The 22,750-nt window shown below is 39.4% G+C and carries 12 protein-coding genes and 2 tRNA genes; 5 read left to right on the top strand and 9 right to left on the bottom strand.

What is annotated here, in order from left to right; translation table 11 throughout:
- Positions 1-388: 388 nt before the first annotated feature.
- The 5 genes from mobB to Q0X77_RS09940 form a co-directional block, all read right to left on the bottom strand.
- Positions 389-1,408, bottom strand: a complete 1,020-nt coding sequence (mobB, locus tag Q0X77_RS09960; RefSeq protein WP_297796762.1) for a MobB family relaxase — start codon at positions 1,406-1,408, stop codon at positions 389-391.
- A 2-nt stretch (positions 1,409-1,410) separates the two neighbouring features.
- Entirely contained in the window at positions 1,411-1,965 is a 555-nt protein-coding gene (locus Q0X77_RS09955; protein WP_297796760.1) for a BfmA/BtgA family mobilization protein, read from the bottom strand.
- 557 nt (positions 1,966-2,522) lie between these two features.
- A complete protein-coding gene (locus tag Q0X77_RS09950) occupies positions 2,523-3,782 on the bottom strand; it encodes a site-specific integrase (protein ID WP_297796758.1) in 1,260 nt (419 codons plus the stop codon).
- 216 nt (positions 3,783-3,998) lie between these two features.
- Positions 3,999-4,073 (bottom strand) — tRNA-Pro (locus Q0X77_RS09945).
- Between the two features lie 306 nt (positions 4,074-4,379).
- Positions 4,380-4,463: transfer RNA gene (locus Q0X77_RS09940), tRNA-Ser, on the bottom strand.
- A 274-nt stretch (positions 4,464-4,737) separates the two neighbouring features.
- Between Q0X77_RS09940 and Q0X77_RS09935 the strand changes: the two genes are divergently transcribed.
- From Q0X77_RS09935 to Q0X77_RS09925, 3 genes are all read left to right on the top strand, one after another.
- Complete coding sequence (locus Q0X77_RS09935) at positions 4,738-5,469, top strand: PHB depolymerase family esterase (RefSeq protein WP_297796755.1); 732 nt, start codon at positions 4,738-4,740, stop codon at positions 5,467-5,469.
- Positions 5,470-5,562: 93 nt separating this feature from the next.
- Entirely contained in the window at positions 5,563-6,651 is a 1,089-nt protein-coding gene (locus Q0X77_RS09930; protein WP_297796752.1) for a bile acid:sodium symporter family protein, read from the top strand.
- Positions 6,652-6,904: 253 nt separating this feature from the next.
- Positions 6,905-8,413, top strand: a complete 1,509-nt coding sequence (locus Q0X77_RS09925) for a sulfatase (RefSeq protein ID WP_297796749.1) — start codon at positions 6,905-6,907, stop codon at positions 8,411-8,413.
- Here the strand turns inward: Q0X77_RS09925 and Q0X77_RS09920 are convergent.
- The 4 genes from Q0X77_RS09920 to Q0X77_RS09905 all read right to left on the bottom strand — a co-directional run bounded on the left by Q0X77_RS09920 (position 8,410) and on the right by Q0X77_RS09905 (position 19,774).
- A complete protein-coding gene (locus Q0X77_RS09920; RefSeq protein WP_297796747.1) occupies positions 8,410-11,985 on the bottom strand; it encodes a VCBS repeat-containing protein in 3,576 nt (1,191 codons plus the stop codon). The genes Q0X77_RS09925 and Q0X77_RS09920 overlap by 4 nt on opposite strands.
- 107 nt (positions 11,986-12,092) lie before the next feature.
- Positions 12,093-13,859, bottom strand: coding sequence for a RagB/SusD family nutrient uptake outer membrane protein (locus Q0X77_RS09915; protein ID WP_297796744.1), 1,767 nt, complete (start codon positions 13,857-13,859; stop codon positions 12,093-12,095).
- Between the two features lie 56 nt (positions 13,860-13,915).
- A complete protein-coding gene (locus Q0X77_RS09910) occupies positions 13,916-17,251 on the bottom strand; it encodes a SusC/RagA family TonB-linked outer membrane protein (protein ID WP_297796741.1) in 3,336 nt (1,111 codons plus the stop codon).
- Between the two features lie 699 nt (positions 17,252-17,950).
- Positions 17,951-19,774, bottom strand: coding sequence for a sodium:solute symporter family protein (locus tag Q0X77_RS09905; RefSeq protein ID WP_297796738.1), 1,824 nt, complete (start codon positions 19,772-19,774; stop codon positions 17,951-17,953).
- Between the two features lie 198 nt (positions 19,775-19,972).
- On the opposite strand from Q0X77_RS09905, the gene Q0X77_RS09900 reads away from it, so the two are divergent.
- Complete coding sequence (locus Q0X77_RS09900; RefSeq protein ID WP_297796735.1) at positions 19,973-20,851, top strand: AraC family transcriptional regulator; 879 nt, start codon at positions 19,973-19,975, stop codon at positions 20,849-20,851.
- Positions 20,852-21,030: 179 nt separating this feature from the next.
- Positions 21,031-22,749 carry a GMC family oxidoreductase gene (locus Q0X77_RS09895; protein WP_297796732.1) on the top strand — a complete coding sequence of 573 codons (1,719 nt, stop codon included), beginning with the start codon at positions 21,031-21,033 and terminating at the stop codon, positions 22,747-22,749.
- Position 22,750 lies beyond the last annotated feature (1 nt).

The raw sequence follows: 22,750 nt of genomic DNA, 5'->3' as shown, positions 1-22,750 counted from the left end.
AACTTTAAGAGATAAAATCAGAAATGTATAACTAGAAATCAGAGATAATAAACCGACATATTTTAATAATTTCATTGTGTTTTTCAAATTGCGTAGAACAATAGTATATAGTAACAAGTTACCATATACATCAAATTTAAGAAATATAGTTACTAGCAACTATATTTCCATTATATCTACAATCATAGTTATTTAAACTTTCGGAACCCATTCAGATCTAAAATATTACGGTCCGATTAAACAGCCATTTTATTGAACTGTTTCTCAAATAGGCATTTCATTTTCTATAAGTGCCCCATTCGTGGTCTCTTTTAGTGGTTTCGTTAATTGACCTTTTAGGGGATACTTTTGCTTTTCAAAAAAAATTGTTTGACCGAAAAGAATTTTTTTAGTAACCTATTTCGCCGGACTTCAAAGCCTTCCCAATACCTTGCTGTAAACCCTTAATAATTTTCATAGCCACTTGATGATGATTTGTTGGAATATTTGGAATCTTTACCCCGGTACTTCTGAGCAACTTAAAAGCAACATCTTTCTCCCTTGTTGGCAGCCCCACCAAACTCGCATAGAATTTCCCCGGATTCTTTACAAAATCTTTTTTTGCACCATAGGTCTCCACATAATTTCGATTGTAGCCGGCAACCCGGTCAAATGTTTTTTCACAAGCCTCATAAAACTTGTCCCTGTCAAATCCTCGTTTTGTTGGCTTACCATTTAGCATTACCTCGGATGCCTTATGTTTTGCCAAGGGAGAAAGTGTGTAAGTATTGGTCACATCTTTTCTGCTGACAATGATATGCACATGGGTCTGAAAACCTTCTTTTTGCATTCCGGCCACAATCATTTTTCCATTTTGTTTATGAGGGGCTTGGTCATTGAGTTTTTCGATTTTGTTTTCTAGTTTTTTTATGTTTCCACTTATTTCTCCACGTTCCACTTTTCGGATATCATTTCGCAGTTTGGCAATCTCTTTACGGCAAGGTGCATTTTCCATTACTTGTTTTTCAAATCCTCTATAAGCCCGTTGGTGTTCTATTTTGGCATAGTACTTTATACTGTCTACCGTAACTTGTTGGTTTCTATAAAAAGAATCGGCATAGTCTTTCATCAATTCCCGTACATATTTTCGAAGATGGGCGGGGTCAATGTTCAAAGCCTTTAGTTCCCTTTGACTTGGACTCACCACGATCGAATAAAATTTAGGGTCCCTTTTTCTCAGTTTGGCAGTGTTACCATCAATTTCGGAAACGACTTTTTCTGGGGCAACCCTATCATTGAACTGGTCAAAGAAATTTTCCCTTAGGCCCGGGAGCTTCCCTATATCTTCTTTTTCAAGATATTCGATATAAGCTCCGACACTTGAAGTATAGGTACTTCCCATTTTTTGTGGTGATATGGCTATGTACATAATCAGTTCTTGTTTAATTGTCTTCTAAGCTGTTCATATTCTCCTTGGGAGAGATTGACCTTCAGATATGGCTTTCCGAAGGTGGGTTCTGTCACTTCAATTTTTTCCAGTAGTTTGTTGCACTCTTTTATGTAAGCTAGGAACTCCCGTTCCAACCTTTCATTTTTTAATCTTGAATAATTATCTCTAGCTTCCTCGATGATGGGTCGAGGAAGAAACGCCTTCTCTTTTTTGATTGTCTTATTACTTTTACAATAAGCCTCGAACAAAATCTTTACCATTTCATGGGTAGGCTTGATATGTAGCTTCTCAATGTTCTTGATAATGGAAATGAGGTATTCTATTTGCTTCAACGTCTTCTCCTGTTCCTTGATAAGCTTATCAATGCTATGTTTAAATGGATCAAGACCGTTCCAACTTAAAAAGTGGATCATACGATGTAGCACTTCGCTATTCGATTTTGAAAATTGCTTGGAATAGCTCCGAAACCTTACGGCCACATCTGCCTTGATACTGATGGCCGAATACTCGTATTTGTTTTTCTGTTTTTTCTCCATGATTTTACTTTTTGCGTCAAAATATTTCAATGTTTTAAGGACTTGTGAGGCCTTTTACAGTAAATAGGATTTTCATACTGTAAATCGACACTGCCTAAAAACGGTCTAAACTTTTGATTTTCAAAGTATTGAAAATCAAAATGCAAACGTGATGTCGCTTTAGCGCATCACCCTCTTGCTATTCCTTTTTTTCTCTCCGCTCCAAAAAAAATACCTTCTCCTAAAAGGTAAAAGCCCTCACTTGTTGCAAAGAGAAAACCTAAAACTTTAAGAGTTGTTAGCCTAGAATTTTGAGGATACTTGACCAAATTTTGAAAATCCTTAAATATCCTTCAATGAGATATTTTAGGATTTGCATCTATATACTTGGCCAAATGATGGTTTGCTTGTCGGACTGGAAATAACTCGCAGAGTTATTCTATTTCGACAATCCCATGTACTCCTTTGCAATTGCACCCTATCCTATTTTTGCTTCCCGCCAGAGGCGGGCAGGGACTCTTATCTTTCCGAACACTACAAAAATCGGACACCCCGATAGCTATCGGGGTTGTGCAAGGTTAGTTATGGTAGGATTTGGGAGCTTCGCTCTTTTGTTTCTCCTTTGCCTTGTAATGGTTCATTAGATTTTGCATATCCTCCCCGACCTTCTTTTGCAAGACTCTAGCATAAATTTGGGTGGTAGATAACTTGGTATGCCCTAAAAGCTTCGAAACAGTCTCGATTGGTACACCATTGGACAACGTTACCGTTGTGGCAAATGTATGCCGTGCTCCATGGAAGGTGATATTCTTGTTTATGCCGCAAGCTTTGGCTATCTCCTTTAGGTTCTTGTTGGTCTTTTGATTGCTATACACAGGAAGAAGCTTTCCTGATAGTTCATGTTCTTCTTTGTGCTTATCCATTATTTCAATAGCCATTGGCAATAGAGGTATCTTTAGTGGCTTGCCAGTTTTTGTCCTTTTGGTATGAATCCATTTGTTTCCATCTATTCCTGTCATGATTTGTTCTGGATGCAATTCTTTTAAATCGATATAAGAAAGGCCTGTATAGCAACTGAACAGGAATATGTCCTTTACACGCTTTAGACCTATAGTCATGAAATCTGTATTTTCCAATAACCCTAATTCCCTTTCCGTTAAATAGTCCCGTTCGTTTTTGACAAAACGGAGTTTGTAGTTTTTGAATGGGTCCTTCTCCAGCCATTCCATTCGAATGGCCATATTGATTATTTTCCTTAACCTTGAAAGATGTTTCATTACACCATTATTGGAGCAAGTCTTTCTAGCTTTTTTAGGGGTATAGGTCCTGATATAATTCTCGAAATTGACGATGAACTTATAGTTCAATTGAATCAAATAAATATCATTGCTCTTCAATCGTTCTTGTAGAAATTGCTTTAAGTATTTCTCTGTTGCAAAGTAATTCTTAAGTGTACCCCATCTGAGTGATTTATTGATATTACTATTGTGGTATTCAACAGCCTTCATTAAGGTCATTCGTTCTTCGTCCTCCCCGAAGTACCTTAACTTGATCGCTTTGGCCGTAATCAGCTTCCGTTCCGAGTGCAAACCCTTGTGGGCATTGAGAACTTCGGCATATACGTCATCTAGATAGGTGTTCAGTAAAATCAGGTTTTGGTCGGTTTCTTTGGCCCGACACCTGAAAATATCCCAATTGCACACCGAAATGTCACGTTTTATGCTAAATTCAGCACGTTCCTTGTTGACCGTAATCCGGACGTAGATATCCAGTTTTTCGGGATCGTTCCTTTTCTTGCGAGTGAAGAAGATCACTCCTAATGTGCTGTCCGTACGCATGTTGTAAGTCTTTTTAGTTAAACATTTTTTGTTTAAAGACTACATCTAAATGGGCTAAATGCTATTTAAATTTACAACAAATTACGTACCGCTTTGCACACCGAATTGCACACCAAAAGGATGGTTTCAAATGGATTCAAATGAATACAAGAAAAATGTAAAAACCTGCTAATCATATGATTAGCAGGTTTTTGATACGCCCTAAAAGGCGGTTCGTCGGGGTGGCAGGATTCGAACCTGCGACCTCCTGCTCCCAAAGCAGGCGCGATAACCGGGCTACGCTACACCCCGATGGTTATCTATAAATCGTTTTGCACTAAAGAGAATATATACAAATATAATTTTCTCTAGTTGGGGGTGGTCACGCCTCGGCGTGACGACCTCCTGCTCCCAGCAGGACTTTATAACCGGGTGAGACCTGCCACGCATTAGCGTGGTAAGCCCCGATGGTCTGGTTTACAATATTTCAATATCCAAATTTCAGGTGATACACCAGCGTAAACTTATTGCGGATATATCTATTATAGCCTGCCGGTTCCACCTCTGGCGGAAAAAGGCTGGCAAAAGCGGAGAGACTGGGACTAAGGCTGGCAAAAGCGGAGAGACTGGGACTCGAACCCAGGCGACACTTGCGCGTCGACAGATTAGCAATCTGCTCCGTTACCACTCCGGCACCTCTCCTTTAATTCTTAAATGAACGTGCATTGTAAAATGCGGATGCAAATGTAATTCTTCAATTTCTGGAACGCAACTTTTTCTTTGAGTTTTTAAATTATTAGTTCCACATTTAAGACATTTTAACCCAAAAAATTTCCGTAACAAATATGCTTTAGTTCATTATGCCCCGGAAAACAAATAAATTTAACTAATTTCAGACTTCAATTCCAATTCTACAAAACCCTATACTTTGTAGTTAAAGTAAGAATATATTAGCAGCTCCAAAATAACACATTAAATGAAAAGAATCTTATCAGTGCTCAGTAAAACTCTGGCTTTGCTAAGTCTTGTTTTTATCCATTCCTGTTCAGCACAATCCCAATTAATAGCGGATGAGAAAGAAACCATATCCGTGGAGAAGATGCAGTATTACCTTTATTATCCAAAGGAGTATGAGGTTGAAAAAGACAAGAAATTTCCCTTGCTTTTGTTTTTACACGGAGGAGGAGAATCCGGCGGTAAACTTGAAGATCTTAAAACCAATGGCCCTCCAAAGTTATTAGCAGAGGGGAAAGAATTTCCCTTCTTAATTCTCGCTCCTCAAAATCCTTATCAGAAAAAATGGTGGAATACGAGGGCGGTAATACAATTATTAGATACCATTGTAGAGAACAACCGGGTTGATTTAGACAGAGTATATCTTACAGGTTTAAGCAGGGGTGGGAGTGCAGCTTGGGAAATAGCTGTTCAATACCCTGATAAATTCGCTGCAATGGCCGTGGTATGCGGCATGACACCTGTGCCTTATGCCTCATGGATTAACAAAAATATGCCAATTTGGGTCTTCCACGGTGCTGAAGACAAATCCATTCCTGTTACCGAATCTGATGAGATGGTAAGTAAACTTAAACAAATGGGCTATAATGTTACATTTACCAGATACGAAGGGGTAGGGCATAACGCTTGGACACAGGCATATACCACCGAAGCATTATATGAGTGGTTTATAAATCAAAAACGATTAAAATAGTTTCAGCGGTTATTTATGTATAAAAATTTGAACAATATGAACAGTACCCCATACAATTCATAGTATATTTATCGTAGAAAAATTAAAACCTGAATGTACATAAGGATTCTATCAGGATTGGCCATTGGTTCAGGAATACTTGCCCTTGTTTTACTTATTGTTGGAGATATCAATACCCTGGGCCCAGTTTTAATATTTTTCTTTCTATCCCTTGCCTTAGTATTACGAAAGGTTGATTCATTAAAAGGATTCTCATTTACAATAATGATTTTTGCGGCAGTTGTGGCTTCTATGTTTTATCCTGAGTTTTTTTTGAAAGCAGGAAACTTTGACCTTAAAAACCTCATTGTTCCCCTTTTAATGGTAATAATGTTTGGGATGGGAACGGCAATGAGTTTGCAAGACTTCACGGGAGTAGTAAAAATGCCTAAAGGTGTCCTGGTAGGTCTCTTATGTCAATTTACAATTATGCCTTTTGTTGGTTATGGCCTGGCTTCGGCCTTTGGTTTTCCTCCAGAAATTGCAGCGGGAATTATTTTAGTTGGCAGCTCCCCTAGTGGTCTCGCCTCTAATGTCATGGCCTATATTTCAGGAGCGAATCTCGCCCTTTCGCTTACTTTGACCGCAGTAGCAACTCTTTTAGCTCCTTTGTTTACGCCACTGCTTATGAAGATTTTGGCAGATCAAATGGTCCCTATTGACTTTCTGGGAATGCTCTGGAGTATTGTAAAAATTGTCATACTTCCAATTATTGCCGGATTGGTCTTTAATAGATTTGCACATGGGAGAATGCAATGGCTGGACAAAGCCATGCCGGTGGTATCGATGGCAGGAATTACTATAATTATTACAATCATCACCGCTGCCGGAAGGGACTCACTAATAGCTTTAGGCTTACTTTTAATCGTTGCAGTAATTTTACATAACATTATTGGTTATTTCTTCGGATATTGGGGGAGCAGAGTATTTGGTCTCGATAAGAGATCGGCACGCACGGTTGCCTTTGAAGTTGGTATGCAAAACGCCGGACTAGCCTCTGGTATTGCACTGGAAATGGGTAGGGTAGGTACTATGGGACTGGCACCTGCCGTTTTTGGACCCATGATGAATATTACCGGTTCAAGCTTAGCAACCTGGTGGAGAGGAAAACCCATTAAGGAAGGGGTGCAGGAAAATGATTAGTCTTTCCGCTATTTATAAAGAAATGGAACTTTGAAATAATATAAAAATTTGAATCGACTTAATAAATTAGTTTGTTTTAATGTGGTTTTGGTACTCTTGGTTGCCGGGGTCGTTTATCCCGAAAATATATCGCCAATGAAAAGCTGGACGGATCATTAGGACAGTAACGCAAGCAATGAAATATGTTTAAACTGGAATTCCCCTTTGACCTATATACCGGGCTTCCAGGAACAAGAATCTAAATAACCAAATTATGAGACTATTAAAAACGATTATCGCCTTATTAGTACTTTTTGTCCTTAACACCAGTGCGGGCTATGCTTACGCAAATTTAAAAGTAGAGAATGACTCTAGTACTACAATAAAAAAGAAGCCAAGAAATGTAATTTTTATACTTACCGATGACCACAGGTATGACTATATGGGCTTTACAGGTAAGGTGCCGTGGTTGCAAACACCGCATATGGATAAATTAGCCGCGGAAGGGGCATACTTACCCAATACCTTTGTAACTACTTCGCTGTGCTCGCCAAGCAGGGCATCTATTTTAACGGGTCAGTTCTCTCATAGCCATACTATAGTGGACAACCAGGCACCGGATCCCGGGAACCTGACTTATTTTCCAGAGTATTTACAGAAAGCAGGATATCAGACAGGCTTCTTTGGAAAATGGCATATGGGCGATCATGGAGATGAGCCACAACCCGGTTTTACACATTGGGAAAGTTTTCCGGGACAGGGCGTATATTACAACCCTACATTGAATATTAATGGGGAAAGAACAGCCTACAAGGATTCTACCTATATCACCGATCTTTTAACAGAACATGCCGTAGATTGGATGGAGAAAAGGGATAAGAGTAAACCATTCTTTCTGTATTTGTCTCATAAAGCGGTTCACGCTGGTTTTCAACCCGCAAAAAGACATAAAGGAATTTATAAAGGTAAACGCATAAAACTACCGGCCACTTATGATCAAACAAAGACAGGTAAATATCGAGATTTAAAATGGCCACAATGGGTGGCTGACCAGCGTATTAGTTGGCATGGTGTTGATTATATGTACCATTCTAACCGGGATCTTTATGAAATGGTTGTGGATTACTGTGAAACACTTTTGGGCGTTGATGAAAGTGTTGGTGCGGTAATGGAATATTTGAAGAAAGAAGGTATTGATGATTCCACTCTGGTAATTTATATGGGCGATAATGGATTTAGTTGGGGGGAGCACGGTTTAATTGACAAAAGACATTTTTATGAGGAGTCGGTCAAAGTTCCTTTACTTGTCAGATGTCCCGAATTGTTTGATGGTGGAAAGGTTCCAAAGCAAATGGTACAGAATATAGATATAGGTCCAACGGTGCTTGCTGAAGCAGGTGTTAAACAACCGGAAAATATGCCGGGCGTGTCATTTATACCTATTTTGACAGGGAATACTGATCATTCCCCTCGAAAAGAAATATTTTATGAATACTACTGGGAATATGATTTTCCCATGACACCTACTGTTTTTGGAATGCGCACCGATAAATACAAATACATCAAATATCAGGGGATATGGGATAGAAATGAATTATATGACCTTCAGAACGACCCCGATGAGATGTACAATTTGATAGCAGATCCGGATAAACAGGAAATTGCCAAATCTATGTCTGGTGCCATATATGACTGGCTCGAGGCAACAAATGGTATGAATATTCCATTAAAGCGTACAGTTAAATATCGCTTCGGGGACTATAAACATCAAAAGGAGCATTAAAAATCTAAAGTTCTTGTTTCCTTACCATTTGAATCAAAAAATCTGATTTGACGGACATTAGAATTCACTTCTACATGTCTACTGGATTGTGACTGAAATGACGAACCCCAATAGTATTCCTGTATCTGCCTGCTATTATCATCAAAGTAAAGCTCGCATTTAACTTCATAAGCTTTTAAAGGAACCAAGCGGGGTGCAGGATTGATAGTTGTTTCAAAAACTTTTAAAAAGTCATTGTTTTGTGAAGCGACAATTACAGATTTTTCATTGGAGATGGTCAATTTTATAAGGCTTTTAGCGTCACCCGGGACAAAGAAATGACTTTCTTCGAGTGATAGGATTTCAAAACTCCCATCCCCATTATTGGTTAACAGCATACCCACAAAAGCATCGGCAGGACCTTGTTGAACTTCCATTCCAAAATCATTGCCAACCAGGGCTATATCCAAAAGATTATCATTATTTAAATCTGTTGTAATAATCCCATAGACAGGGGCAATCTGAGCACCTATTGGCAATGGGTGGGTTTTAAATTTTCCATCTCCCAGATTTTCAATCCAGGATGTCTGCATATAGTTAAATGTAAGCTTTATGGCATCTTCCAGAAGGCCGGGGGGAAAGACTTCCGATAACGTAGCTTCACCAAATTCACCAAAAGAGTTGAACCTTTTTCTTATCCCAACATATTGTTTAACAACATCCTGCCAGGGATGATAAAGGTATTCTTTCTTTGTCCCCACGCTATCCCGAAGGTAATAGGATATAAACGGATCAATCATTCCATTATCATCCAGATCCTTTGCGTACAATCGGACAGGCATATCCTTATCTGCCTTAAAATTGATATTCCTACCAAAATTCCCTGCTATATAATCTATATCACCATCATTGTCAAGATCGGCTGCTGCCAGGCTGTTCCACCAACCTAAATTATCCTGAACTCCACTGGTATTGGTTATTTCATGAAGCCTTCCTTCACGGTTCTCAAAAAAGCGAATAGGGGCCCATTCCCCGGCCAGAATCAGATCTGGCCAATAATCTCCATTGAAATCGGTCCATAGAGCATCTGTTATAAGCCCTGGATATTGTAATTCAGAAGAAACCTCCTCAGTTACATCAACAAAGCGAACCTTATCAGCGGTACTTTCATTTCTTAGGACATAAGATCGGTCTGCTTTAGGGTAGGCCATAGGAAGAACTCTGCTTCCGATAAAAAGGTCCAGATCTCCGTCTCTGTCAAAATCTGCAGCCCTTACTGCAGAAGAATTAGTTCGCATATCAGGTAATCCATCACTGGATTCTGAAAAGGTACCATTTCCATCATTTATAAACAGTACATCCCTATAAAGTGCATCTCCGGGGGGATACTGAGCACATCCACGGGCTATATACAGATCCAGATCCTTATCACCATCAACGTCAAAAAGCAGCGTTCCCGCATCCTCTTCTTCCAAATCTTTTCCTTTTTTATAGTTTACTTCCTTTTGAACGAAACTTCCGTCCTTTTGCTGAATAAACCATTTTTCTTTAAAACCCCTTGTGGCGGCTACAAACATATCGTCCAGGCCATCATTATTAATATCACCTACCGATAGGGCAGGACCATATTGTGAAAACTTATGGGGCAATGTGCGCTGAAAGTTGAAATCTATAAAGTCCTGGTCTTTACTTTCATGTACCAGATTATAATGCTTTGCCATTTCTCTTGCAATTGGTACGAACAAAGTATCCTTGGGCAGGGAAACTTCCAGTAATTCCGGATTATAGGCAATATTGAGGACCTTGTCGGATTCCGGGTTAATCAATTTTTGAATACCTCCGCCTGGCCAGATGATTTTTATGGAATCTACCTGGGATTCAGAACCAATTCCAAAATGAAATACATTTTCGGACTTAGAAAGATATCCCCTTCCGGAAAGCAATGACTTCTTCTGTCTCATTCCGTTCGAATAAATCTCTACAATACTGCCGAAGGCACCAGGATTCTTATCTGAGCCATTGAGTTTTATTCTTAGGTAATGATTTTCCGGATAAAGTTGTGAATGCTTGTTTTCCATTAATAAGACAGGATCATTGATATTATTAATTACCAAATCTAAATCCCCGTCATTATCCAAATCTCCATATGCAGCGCCATTTGAATAGGTGCCAAAATTAAGTCCCCAGGCATCTGTAACGTCTTCAAATTCCATGCCCCCGGAATTCCGGAACATAAAATTTGGGATCTTAATTTCAGGAATTGAGGCTATTAGTTTTTCCTTGCTTACCAATCTGCTGGCTGTAATCCGGAAATCCCCAAAATCTCTGTCGGTAACATCTTTTGGAAACCCATTGGTAATAAACAAATCCTGCCAGCCATCATTGTCAAAGTCCGCAAAAAGGGGTGCCCAGCTCCAATCCGTTTCCTGTATCCCGGCAAACATACCCGCGTCTCCGAATATTGGTAGCCCCGTTTCAGGATTCACGCCAAGATTTATTTGTAGTGTATTTCTGGTATACTGTAATTCGTAATTATACTTCTTGGTGAAAATCTCCTTCTGATAACTGCTGGGACCCTGGAATAGCTTCTTACGCTTGTTGTAATAGGGTTGCATTTCGGAAGTAAAAATATCCATCTGTCCGTTATTATTGACATCGGCAATATCACTGCCCATGGACGACAGGCTAAAATGTTTGAAGATATCCCCGGCACGATTGGTAAACGTTCCATCCTGATTGTTTATATAAATAAGGTCATTACTCAGAAAATCATTTGCCACATAGATATCCATCCAGCCATCATTATCAAAGTCGTGAATTAGCGTACTATGACTATATCCGTGGAATCGTATCCCCGCTTCATCAGAAATGTCTCTGAAGACCGGGTGGCTTAAGTTCTCATCCCATTCGTTTATATAAAGACGATCGCGGCTTAGAGAGGTACCATCGTCTTCCAGGGGACTAAATTGGCTAGGGTTAATTCCCTCAATCCTGTTCACTCCTATAAAAAGATCCAGGTCATCATCATTATCGAAATCAAAAAATTGTGCATGTGAGGAGTAGGTACTGTCTGCAATTCCATAGGCCTCGGCCATTTCCTTGAACAGGGGAGTGCCATCAGCTGAATTGCCCTGGTTTATATAGAGTAGATTCCTTCTTCTGTCGGGATTTTTATAAAACGTATTACATACATAGATATCCTGTTTCCCATCCAAATTAATATCCACAATAGAAACTCCGGAGGACCATAGGAGTGAATCTGGTTTAATTACTCCGGCAGCTTCGGATACATCTTGAAATTTCAAAGCTCCTTTATTAATAAATAATTTATTATCTACCTGGTTCCCTGCAAGGTAGATGTCTTCCAGGCCATCGCCATTAAGGTCTCCCAATGCCACCCCGGAACCATTGTAAACAAATTCATTATCCAGGATATTTATAGAGTCATTTTCGGTCAATGCATTGGTGAAATTAAGACCAGAAACCGTATGTGGAACACTATTGAATAGGCTAGTTTTTTTTTCCTGTTTATCGCAGCTTGTAAATAAAAGGGCAAGGATGGCAAAACCTGCCACAACGGATTTTGAATTCATTGGATTGGTAATTTGAATCATCTTACAAAAATGCAAGAACCCTGCAACATGCACAAATAAAAAGGCCGCTTTTCAGCGGCCTTTTAAAAATTATACAGTCACTTGGATTAATATCCAGGATTTTGAGATAATACATCAGAGCCTTGAATATCTATTTGCGCTTGTGGAATAGGATATAATTCACTTTTACCAGCAGTAAAGCTAGCTCCACCAAATTTTGTTACAAGGTACTGACCTTCGTATGCTAAATACTCATTTAATTCCTCAGCTGCAACACCCCAGCGTACCAGGTCAAAGAAACGGTGGCCTTCTCCTGAAAGCTCAAGCTTTCTTTCAAAACGAACCGCTGTTCTTGCTGCGTCCTGAGAAGCGAAATCGCCTGCGGTATATTCAGAGATATTATAGTTGGCAGCATTGTCGCCGGAACCATCTGATTTCTTCACCCAATGTTCGGAAAGTCCAGCTCTTCTTCTTACCTGATTCACATAATCTAAAGCCTTTGTTAACGATCCTGCTTCAACTTCAGCTTCAGCTGCCATAAGAAGCACATCGGCATATCGAATAATGGTATAGTTCATTGTGGCATAACCGCGTGTCCAGGAACTCCCATCGGTAAACGAATTCTCCTGTGATCTATAATAAATGTATTTCTTTGGAGAGTAAGGCCCGGCATAAGGAAAACTTCGTATCCATGCAGATCCCGGAAAATCTATCCAATCTAAGTATGGTATACCTATTCTACCTATGGAATGATCAATTCGAGGATCTAATGGCCCTGAATCTGGCACAAAAGTAGCTTCATCATTTCCATCAACAACGACATGGAAAAAGTTATTATCCACTTCGTTGGCAGGATCATTATAAGACCCGTCTAGCAATGGCAATCCATTTGCCTGTGTTCTAAAAGAATTGGCCATTGATATACTAGGCTGGAAAAATCCACAGCAGTTACCTGGGCCATCAGGACCCGTGTTATAAGGATAGTTTAAATCATCAAAATAATTCGCGTTCGCAGTACTTCCTGTATTATTCGCAGATTCAACATCCATTACAGCTTCTGCGTGGTTGTCATTTTCGGCATTATAAATTTGAGCGTAATCATCTAATAATGCATAGGCAAGACCATTAGAAGTAACTCCATTTGCAATAACATCATCAAACCATGTTATGGCCTCAGAAAATTTTCCCTGGTACAATTTTGCTTTGCCCATGTATGCAGCAGCAGCCCATTTGTTTACACGTCCTGCATCCGTTACCTCCGGTAAATTGTCATAGGCATACTGGAAATCAGCTTCGATTTGCGCCCAGGCATCTCCATTATTTGGAACAAGAATAACTTCCTCTGCAGGAACAGTTTCATCAAAAACCGGGATATTTCCAAAATGTTTCTTGAGGTCAAAATAAAAATGACCACGTAGCATCCTGGCTTCACCTGTAACTCTGGCGGCATCTGCAGCAATTAGTGCGTCAGGGTTGGCCGTAACCGTTGCAAGCACCCTATTAGCCCTTGCAATACCTTCGTATCTGCCTCGCCAAAGCTCATTTAAATCTCCACTTGTCGGATCTGTTTCATAACGCTGGATAGGATTAATAGTAGAATAATCCCCGGCATCAGTTCCTTTATTGGCTTCACCGCCCATAATAGAGCCGGTTACCCAATGATTGGGTCCTTCAAATCGGTTTCCAAATACGCCGTTCAGGGCGGAATAGGTTCCAATAAGTAAGGCTTCAATACCATCTGCTGTTCCCAGCTGGGCATCACCTAAAGAACCCGCCGGTGGTACTTCTAAAAATTCATCACTACATGAGATGCCCAGAACAAGGGCGCACATGAGGAAAATTCCAAATTGCTTAATCTTTTTAATTGTCATCATAACTTTTTTTTTCAAATATAATTAAAAATTTATCAAAATAATTCATAATCAAGATCTTAAAGTCCTAGGTTGATATTTATCAAATAAGATGGTGTTACAGGATAGTTACCTACATCAATACCAAATCTGGTATCAGCATCCCCACCAACAACCGGGTCTAAACCGCTATATCCGGTTATTGTCCATATATTATTCGCTGAAATACCTAATTCAAATTTGCTTAACGTATTGGACTTGTCAACTAAATCCTTGAAGGAATAGGTGAACGCTAATCGTTGAAGTCTTCCATAATCAGCTTTTTCAACATACCAGGAATTTGAAGCCCCACTTGTACTTAAGTTAGAAGCACTTTCCCAAATAGGAGCCTCAGCGCTATTGCCCAATTCCGGTGTCCATGATTTGAATGCTGCAATACCTTTTGCAGAGCCTTCAAACGTACCAAAGAAATCTCTGAACCATTTGGACTGATTAAAAATATCAACTCCGGTAACCCAGACCCAGTACATCTCAAACCGTAGATTTTTATAATTAAGATCTATGGTTGCTCCACCACTATAATCTGAAATAGGATCACCAAGATAGGTTCTGTCATCAGGAGTAATTGCTCCATCTCCGTCAACATCTCTATATTTAAATCTACCAACTCCGGCTCCATCCTGAGCAGGAGAACTGGCAACATCTGCATCACTTTCAAAGTATCCCACTACATCATAACCAAAGAAAGAAGATAAGGGCTTGCCTATCTGGTTTCTCGTTGGTGAGATTCCTCTGTAAGTACCGCCATCCAAAAATTCGATACCAGGCGCAAAACTTACCACCTCGTTCTTAAGGAATGTATTAATAACTGTAAAATCAAAAGTAAAATCTTCAGTGAAATTACCTCTCCATCCTATTTTTACATCAACACCACGGTTAAACATAGAACCAACATTCCTGGATGGTGCACTAGCGAAATTACCGGTTACACCTGCCAATGGTACCACGAATAATAAATCTTCCGTATCCCTTTTCCACCAGTCAAATTCAATGTCCACATGGTTATCGATTATGGTAGCATCAAAACCAATATTAGTCGTTGTACTGGTTTCCCATTTTGCATCAGGATTTCCAATACGGCTGGTAGCAAAACCTTCATCGGCTCCACTATTTTGTCCACCAATAGGATAAAAAGTGTTCCCAAGGTTAGATGCTGCCAAAGAATACTGGTTGGCCGGATCCACGTTGTTTGAGTTACCCATCTGACCCCAACCTACACGAACTTTTAAATCCTGGAAGAAGTTTTGGTTATCCATAAAGTTTTCTCCAATAATTCTCCATGCACCTGAGAATGCAGGGAAAGTACCGTATCTGTTATTTGCACCAAAGACAGAAGAACCATCACGTCTAACAACCGCAGAAACATAATAGCGTTCGTCATAGTTGTATTGAGCCTGACCAAACAAAGAGCTAAAATTAACACCCGTTCTTATAAAACTTTGTACTACCGGACTTTGTACGGCAGATAGTGTTACAAAATCCAGATCGGTAGAGAAAGGATTAATACCGGAACCCTGGATTCTTCTTCCTCTAGGCGCCGCTCTCGGCGTATTTGTTCCTTCAATTGCTTCCTGTCCAAGGATCACTTTTACCTTGTGTTTATCTCCAAATAATTTTTCATAGGTAAGTGTATTTGTAAAAGTCCATGAGAATCCATATTCAGACCCTTCATTAAAGCTAAAGCTAGCCTGTGGTTCTGAATCACCTAAATACCTGTAATTGTAATCCCGGTTAGTGAAGTTATAATATTGGCCTCCAATACTTGTTCTGAAAGTCAATCCATCAAAAGGCTTAATTAAAGCATAAAGATTTCCAAATCCACTTACTGAAAATGCTACATCATCACCCCTGTCTTGTTCCAGCCTTCTTACAGGATTACGCGGGTTGTTGAAACCGGCTGCTCTTGTACTGGCATAACTTCCAAAATCATCAAATACCGGAATTATAGTTGGCATACGGTATGCGGATAATACTTCAGATTCATCATCAGAAATACCGAGACCACCATTGGCCCCTGTTTGACCAACAACTGAGTTATATGTAAACTGAAGGTTCTCACCTATACTTAACCAGGGTGCCAGATCAAATTCTGAATTAAAACGGGCCGTAAATCTTTGTTGCCTGTTAGCCAAAAGAATACCATCCAGGTTTTGCATACTCAAACCTATGTAGAAACGACCATTCTCATTTCCACCATCGAAACCAAGGGTTGCCCTTAAGGCTGGCGCAACTCTTGTAATTTCCCTATACCAGTTGGTTCCGGCAAGGTTTGGTCTTATTAAGAACACATTTTCAGGATCTGCTTCATAGTTTGCCTGTATTTGTGCTAAATTTATATCACTGGCTGAAACACCGTTCTGACCATCTGCATGCAGATAATCAGGGAAGGTTGGCGTCGCGTTAGGTCCGTATTGCGGATGTGTATACTGAGGAGCAGTACCATTGGCAGCTGCATTGTTCCTAAAACCAATATGGGTATATTCTGCCATATCCTGTGGATTCAGCATTTTTGGAGAACCGGCTACATTAGGATCTGTTACCCCACTCTGAATGTTAAGGGAAATACGTGTTTTACGATCTCCCCTGGAACCCTGTTTTGTAGTATAAACAATTACCCCGTTGGCTGCTCTGGCTCCATAAATAGAAGCGGCGGCAGCATCCTTAAGTACCGTAGTGGTGGCAATGTCATCCGGATTTAAAAATCCGATATCCTGTATTGGCACTCCATCAACAATGTAAAGGGGTTGGTTACCGTCAAAGCCTCCAAAACCACGAACCCTAACCTGGCTGGCAGTTCCCGGCTGACCATTGGTGATAACTGTAACACCGGCAACCCTACCTGCCAACTGCTGTTCAACGTTACCAGAAGGAATTGCTGCCAATTCTTCTGCACTTACAATAGACACAGCTGCAGTTGTTTCTCTTTTTGACTCAACTGTATACCCCGTTACTACAACCTCGTCTAAAGCAAGTCCTTCTTCAAGGGTTGCGTTTATAACACTAGCCGAGCCTACGGTCAACTCCAATGCGTTGTAGCCCGTATAGGTAAATACAAGGACATCTCCGGGACTGGCCTCGATGGAATAATTTCCATCAAAATCGGCTGCGGCACCGGTTGATGTTCCTTTAATCACCACATTGGCACCGGGAAGTGGCACCCCACTGGCATCAGTAATTGTTCCCGTGATAGTGGATTGAAATGCTTCAATCGTTGTTACTGTTTCGAAACTTGTTGTAGGAGCTGCAATTGCGATCGTACAAACAAGACCCATAAGTAATGAAAAAACCTTAGTGGTGAACTTTTTAATTTCACCAAAAGAAGGTTTTAACGAATGATAATCACTTTTTAGAATCATAATCGTTTGTTGTTTAGTTAGCTTTAATTAATTGATTTTGATGCTTTTATTCAACATTTTAGCGAAATCGTTTTCGGTAAATGTTAAAATAAACCATAAATTTTTGATAATATTAATAAAATTATACGAATAATATAATGTTAGCTTACATTATTTTGTCATTTATTAGTCAAATAATGAATTATTGCGAATTTGTCATATCCATAAATTAACTAGTCTGTTAATTTTTAACACCTTTTATGGTTTAAATCCTTCTTTTTGAAAAAACAATACCTTTTGGTTTTATACAAAAGGCATTGTTCACTACGCTACTTGCGATCCCTCTATTTGGGTTCACAAAACATCTGCAATCGTTTCCCATAATTTGCCAGTCAGATGCGGGAAACGCCGCGCTAATTCAAAATAATTCAGCGCAGAAGGGGAAACTATCATTAAGACATTAATCTATTCCGCTCAATCAGGTTTAAAATATTCTTTACAGATTCATTAGATGATAACTGGTCTGTTGGTGTATCTTACGATAATCTCTTCGTCTTCGGGAGCCATAAAATAACTTCCGGGTTTTTATATCTGGATAGTATTCCATTCTTCTGTAGTAATTCACTATTTGGTTTATGAATAAGACGCAGATGCTTTTCCATAAGTACTTCAAAATTACTTATCCGATTTTTTATATGTACACTATCAGAATTCCTTGTTTTACATTTGTTGATCTAACCTGTCCCACCAGAATTTTTTAAGTAAAAATCCGCAAACGGCGAATATCCCTAGCGATAACCACAAGGACGTATATTCTCTCAGGATTAGATAAATTGGGATAATCATAAGGAGTGTCTGGGCTGTGGTACCTACTAAAATATTGAACATGTCCGTTTTAAACATCTTGTTTTGTTTAAAGTCCGGATCCTCAGCGATTACCTTTTCCCGGATAGGTTTCCAAAAACCCCAGGGTCTTGTCTTTTTATAAAAGTTGATTAGTGTTTTTTCATTGGTTGGTGGCCCAAGATAGGTGCCGATGATACAACCCACGGTCGTAATTATTAAAAATAGCGGAAAGAGATAAAGCTCCAGCGTTTCCAGAAATACAAGAGGAAAAATTATAGCCGGAATCAGACCGGAAAGCATTCCCCAAAAAAATCCATATCCATTAAAACGCCACCAGTGCCATTTTAAGGTATTAGAGACTACATAACCGCCCCATAAGGCAGATACTATCCATTGTAGAACTGAATTAACGTCTTCAACATAAAAGCCAAGGACAATGCTGATGATTACTACCAATATTCCACTGCCATAGTTCATCCATTTTACTTGATTGGGTTTGGCATCCTTCTTTATCCTTAAATAAACATCATTAACTATATACGCCTGTGCAGCGTTCAGTGTTCCGGCAAATGTTGACATAAAGGCCGCTAAAAGCCCAGCTAACAAGAGGCCCATTAAACCAACAGGCACAAATTCGCGTATAGCCGAAGGTAAAATATTTTCGAAATCAATAATTCCGGCGCGCTGGAGATCGAGCTGGTCGTAAAAAAGGATTCCTAAAACAGCAAAACCTCCTATCATCAAATATCTGGTGGGCATAAGTACGATAGAGACAAATCCACTCATTTTAGCGGCTTCTTTAGGGGATTTTGTAGATAGAATTTTCTGCATATCATAGTTTGGCGCAGGACCGGCAATACTAGCCAGGATACCTTTAAATACCACCAACATGAAAAACAATCCGAATAAGGTATAACCATCCGAAGCAATTTTTTCATTGACTTCAGTAATAATGCCAGTCCAGTCTATATCGAGAGTCCATCCAAAAAAAGGATCCATCCAACTGTCGGGCACATTTAGTGTAGTTGTACCCATTGCCTGCCAGGCTATAAAGGCTATGGCAATAGAAGAGATAGTCATTATGGAAAATTGAAGCAAATCTGCCCAGACAATACCAGACATGCCTCCGAGTACTGAATAAAACACCGCAAACATCGTGAATATTGTACCGTAGAAATGGGGCACATATTCCAAAGGAACGTCAAAGGGAATATAAGTGCTTACTGCTTCCCAGGGAATAAAAATTTCTACAAATTTACCCAGGCCGATAAATCCATAGGCCAAAAAACCGAGGCAGCTAATGATGGCAAATGCGACCACTACTGTATGAGATAACCTGCCACCCCTGCCTTCACCGAATCTGAATAAGATCCATTCCGCTCCTGTAGTGACATTAGAGCGCCTTAACCATGCACTCAAATAGACCATAAGAAATATTTGGTTAAAAACCGGCCACAACCATGGGATCCAGATACTTTTTAAACCGTATACAAATGTCAGAGTTACCAGCCACATGGTGCCCGATATATCGAACATCCCTGAAGCATTAGACAAACCCAGCATATACCAGGGAAGGGATTTGCCACCAAGTAAATAATCATCTTTGCTTCTTTGAGCCCTTTTTCTTAGAATAAGACCAATAAGTACAGTAGCTAAAAGATATAATAGGATAATGACAATATCTAATCCCTTAAGCATATTTTAGGATATCTTAAATAGAAAATATTCAAGCAAAAAAATAGGGATTATTACTTTTAAGTCCAATTTTTTGATAAATTATAAAAATAATCGCCCTATTTTTAGTGATTTCTGTTTAAATCTAAAATATTTGTATATGTTGTTTTGGTATTATTTTGTCATTTGATTGAAGTATAACAACAACTAGAATTGATAATAATGGATATACTTAAAAGTATTCATCGTGAGATCACACCACTTTCCAATGAAGACAGTTTTCTGGTTTTTGACAGGGTAAAGGACTTTTTTGACTATCCGGTGCATTTCCATCCCGAATTAGAACTGAACTTCATATCTAATGGTAAAGGGATTCGCAGAATTGTAGGGGATAGTATGGAAGAAATTGAAAACCTGGAATTAGTGCTCGTTGGCTCTAATCTTTTTCATGGCTGGGATCAATATAAATGTACCAATAAAGATATACATGAAATAACCATTCAATTTCATAGTAACCTGTTTAATTCAACTTTTTTGAGTAGGAGAATTATGAAACCCTTAAAAGATTTGTTTGACAAATCTGCTCATGGTATTCTTTTTTCTGAACAGGTAACCATTGCGATGAAACCCAGATTATTGAAGGTGTCAAAACTTGGAGGCATAGATTATTTTATCGAACTTTTTTCCATATTGTACGACCTGGCAACGTCAAGAAATCAAAGATTGCTTTCTACAACTACAATTCATCTGGAAAACTTTGAGCACAACAATAAACTCAAAACCTTATATGACTATGTTCAGGAGAATTATGCCTCAAGGATGACCCTTCAGGAAGTTGCTGATATCATGAACATGAGTAGTGTTTCCTTTAATAGATTTATTAAACGGCGAACAGGCAAGACTTTTGTAGAATATGTAAACGATGTACGTATAGGGTATGCTTCCAAATGGTTAATTGAAAGGGATTTGAGCATTTCAGAAATTGCATTTATGTCCGGATTTAACAGTATTGCAAATTTTAATCGGGTGTTTAGAAAAAGCAAGGGTAGTACCCCAACCCAATACCGACAGGATTTCTCCGGGATACGACGAGTGTTATAGTCCATTTTGGAGTTTATACAGCACTTATTTTATCTATTCCAGTTTATATTTACATTAAATTGTCAATTTCTTCTGCATTTCTACCAAACCGTTCAGACTTGATAATATTTGGAATAAATAATGTAATTTAAGCATGCTTTAATTTATTTAAAAGGCCTATAATTAATTATAAATTTACTATGCAAATAAAGGAATCACCAACACTGTATGATGCTATAATAGTGGGTTCAGGTGCCGGAGGCGGCATGTCCGCTAAAGTATTGGCTGATGCAGGTTTAAAAATAGCAGTTGTTGAAGCAGGACCGTTTTTTGACCCTAAGGATCCTGAACAACAGACCCAGTTGAAATGGCCTTATGAATCGCCTAGAAGAGGAGCCAACACAACCAGGGTTTTTGGTGAATTTGACATGGCTTATGGGGGATGGGAAATAGAAGGTGAACCCTATACACGTAAAGACGGTACAAAGTTTGACTGGTATCGCTCTCATATGCTGGGCGGCAGAACCAATCATTGGGGCAGGATTTCACTGCGTTTCGGACCTAAGGATTTTAAGCATAAAGATGAGGATGGACTTGGTGAAAATTGGCCAATTGGATATGAAGACGTAAAACCCTATTATGATAAGGTAGATAAGCTTATTGGTGTTTTTGGCACCAATGAAGGACTACCTAACGATCCGGATGGATTCTTTCTCCCTCCACCAAAACCGAGGTTACATGAGCTCATGTATATAAAGGGAGCCCGAAAATCAAATATCCCGGTTATTCCTTCAAGGATGTCTATGCTTACAAAAAAAATTAACAATGATCGCGGGGTATGCTTTTATTGTGGCCAATGTTCCAGATCATGTCAGGTTTATGCCGATTTTTCATCTGGTTCATGTTTGATTTTTCCGGCACAGAAAAGTGGCGGACAAGTGGACCTTTATGTAAATTCTGTAGTTCGGGAAGTGACAACTAATGAAGAAGGAAAAGCTACCGGAGTATCTTATATAAGCAAAGACGATCGTAAAGAATATAAACTAAAAGGTAAAGTTGTGGTGCTTGCTGCTTCTGCCTGCAGTTCTGCACGCATTCTCTTAAATTCAAAAAGTAAACAACACCCTAACGGACTTGGAAACAGCAGCAATATAGTAGGCAAGTATCTTCACGATTCTACTGGAAGCAGCAGGGCAGGATTTATTCCAGGCCTGATGAATAGAAAAGTATACAACGAGGATGGTGTTGGTGGCATGCATGTTTATACCCCCTGGTGGTTGGATAATAAGAATTTGGATTTCCCCAGAGGCTATCATATCGAGGTTTGGGGAGGCATGGGAATGCCCAATTACGGCTTTGGTTTTAATCCAAATGAATTCAACAAATTCTTTGGCTTACCTACGGGTGGTTATGGCGAAAGTCTTCGTAAGGATGTAAAAAAATACTATGGCTCAGTACTGGGCTTTGGAGGAAGGGGAGAGGCCGTTGCAAGAGAAGATAACTATTGCGAAATAGATCCTACGACGGTTGATCAATTCGGTATTCCCGTACTTCGCTTCCACTATAAATGGTCGGACTTTGAAAGGAATCAGGCCAGGCATATGCAAGCCACTTTTGAAGAACTTATCCATAATATGGGAGGAGAAGTTCTGGGTGAAACGCCATCAAAGGAACAGGATTACGGATTGCTGGCCCCGGGTAGAATTATTCATGAAGTGGGAACCACCAGAATGGGCGATGACCCAAAAAAATCGGTTGTAAATAAATTTCAACAGTTGCATGATGTCAACAATGTATTTATTACAGATGCCGGTCCCTTTGTTTCACAGGGCGATAAAAATTGTACCTGGACCATCCTGGCACTGTCCTGGCGTGCGTCTGACTATATAGTAGAACAATTAAAACAGCAAAATATCTGAA

Source organism: uncultured Eudoraea sp. (assembly GCF_947258925.1).
GTDB lineage: Bacteria > Bacteroidota > Bacteroidia > Flavobacteriales > Flavobacteriaceae > Eudoraea.
This window is presented reverse-complemented; position numbering and strand designations above follow the sequence as displayed.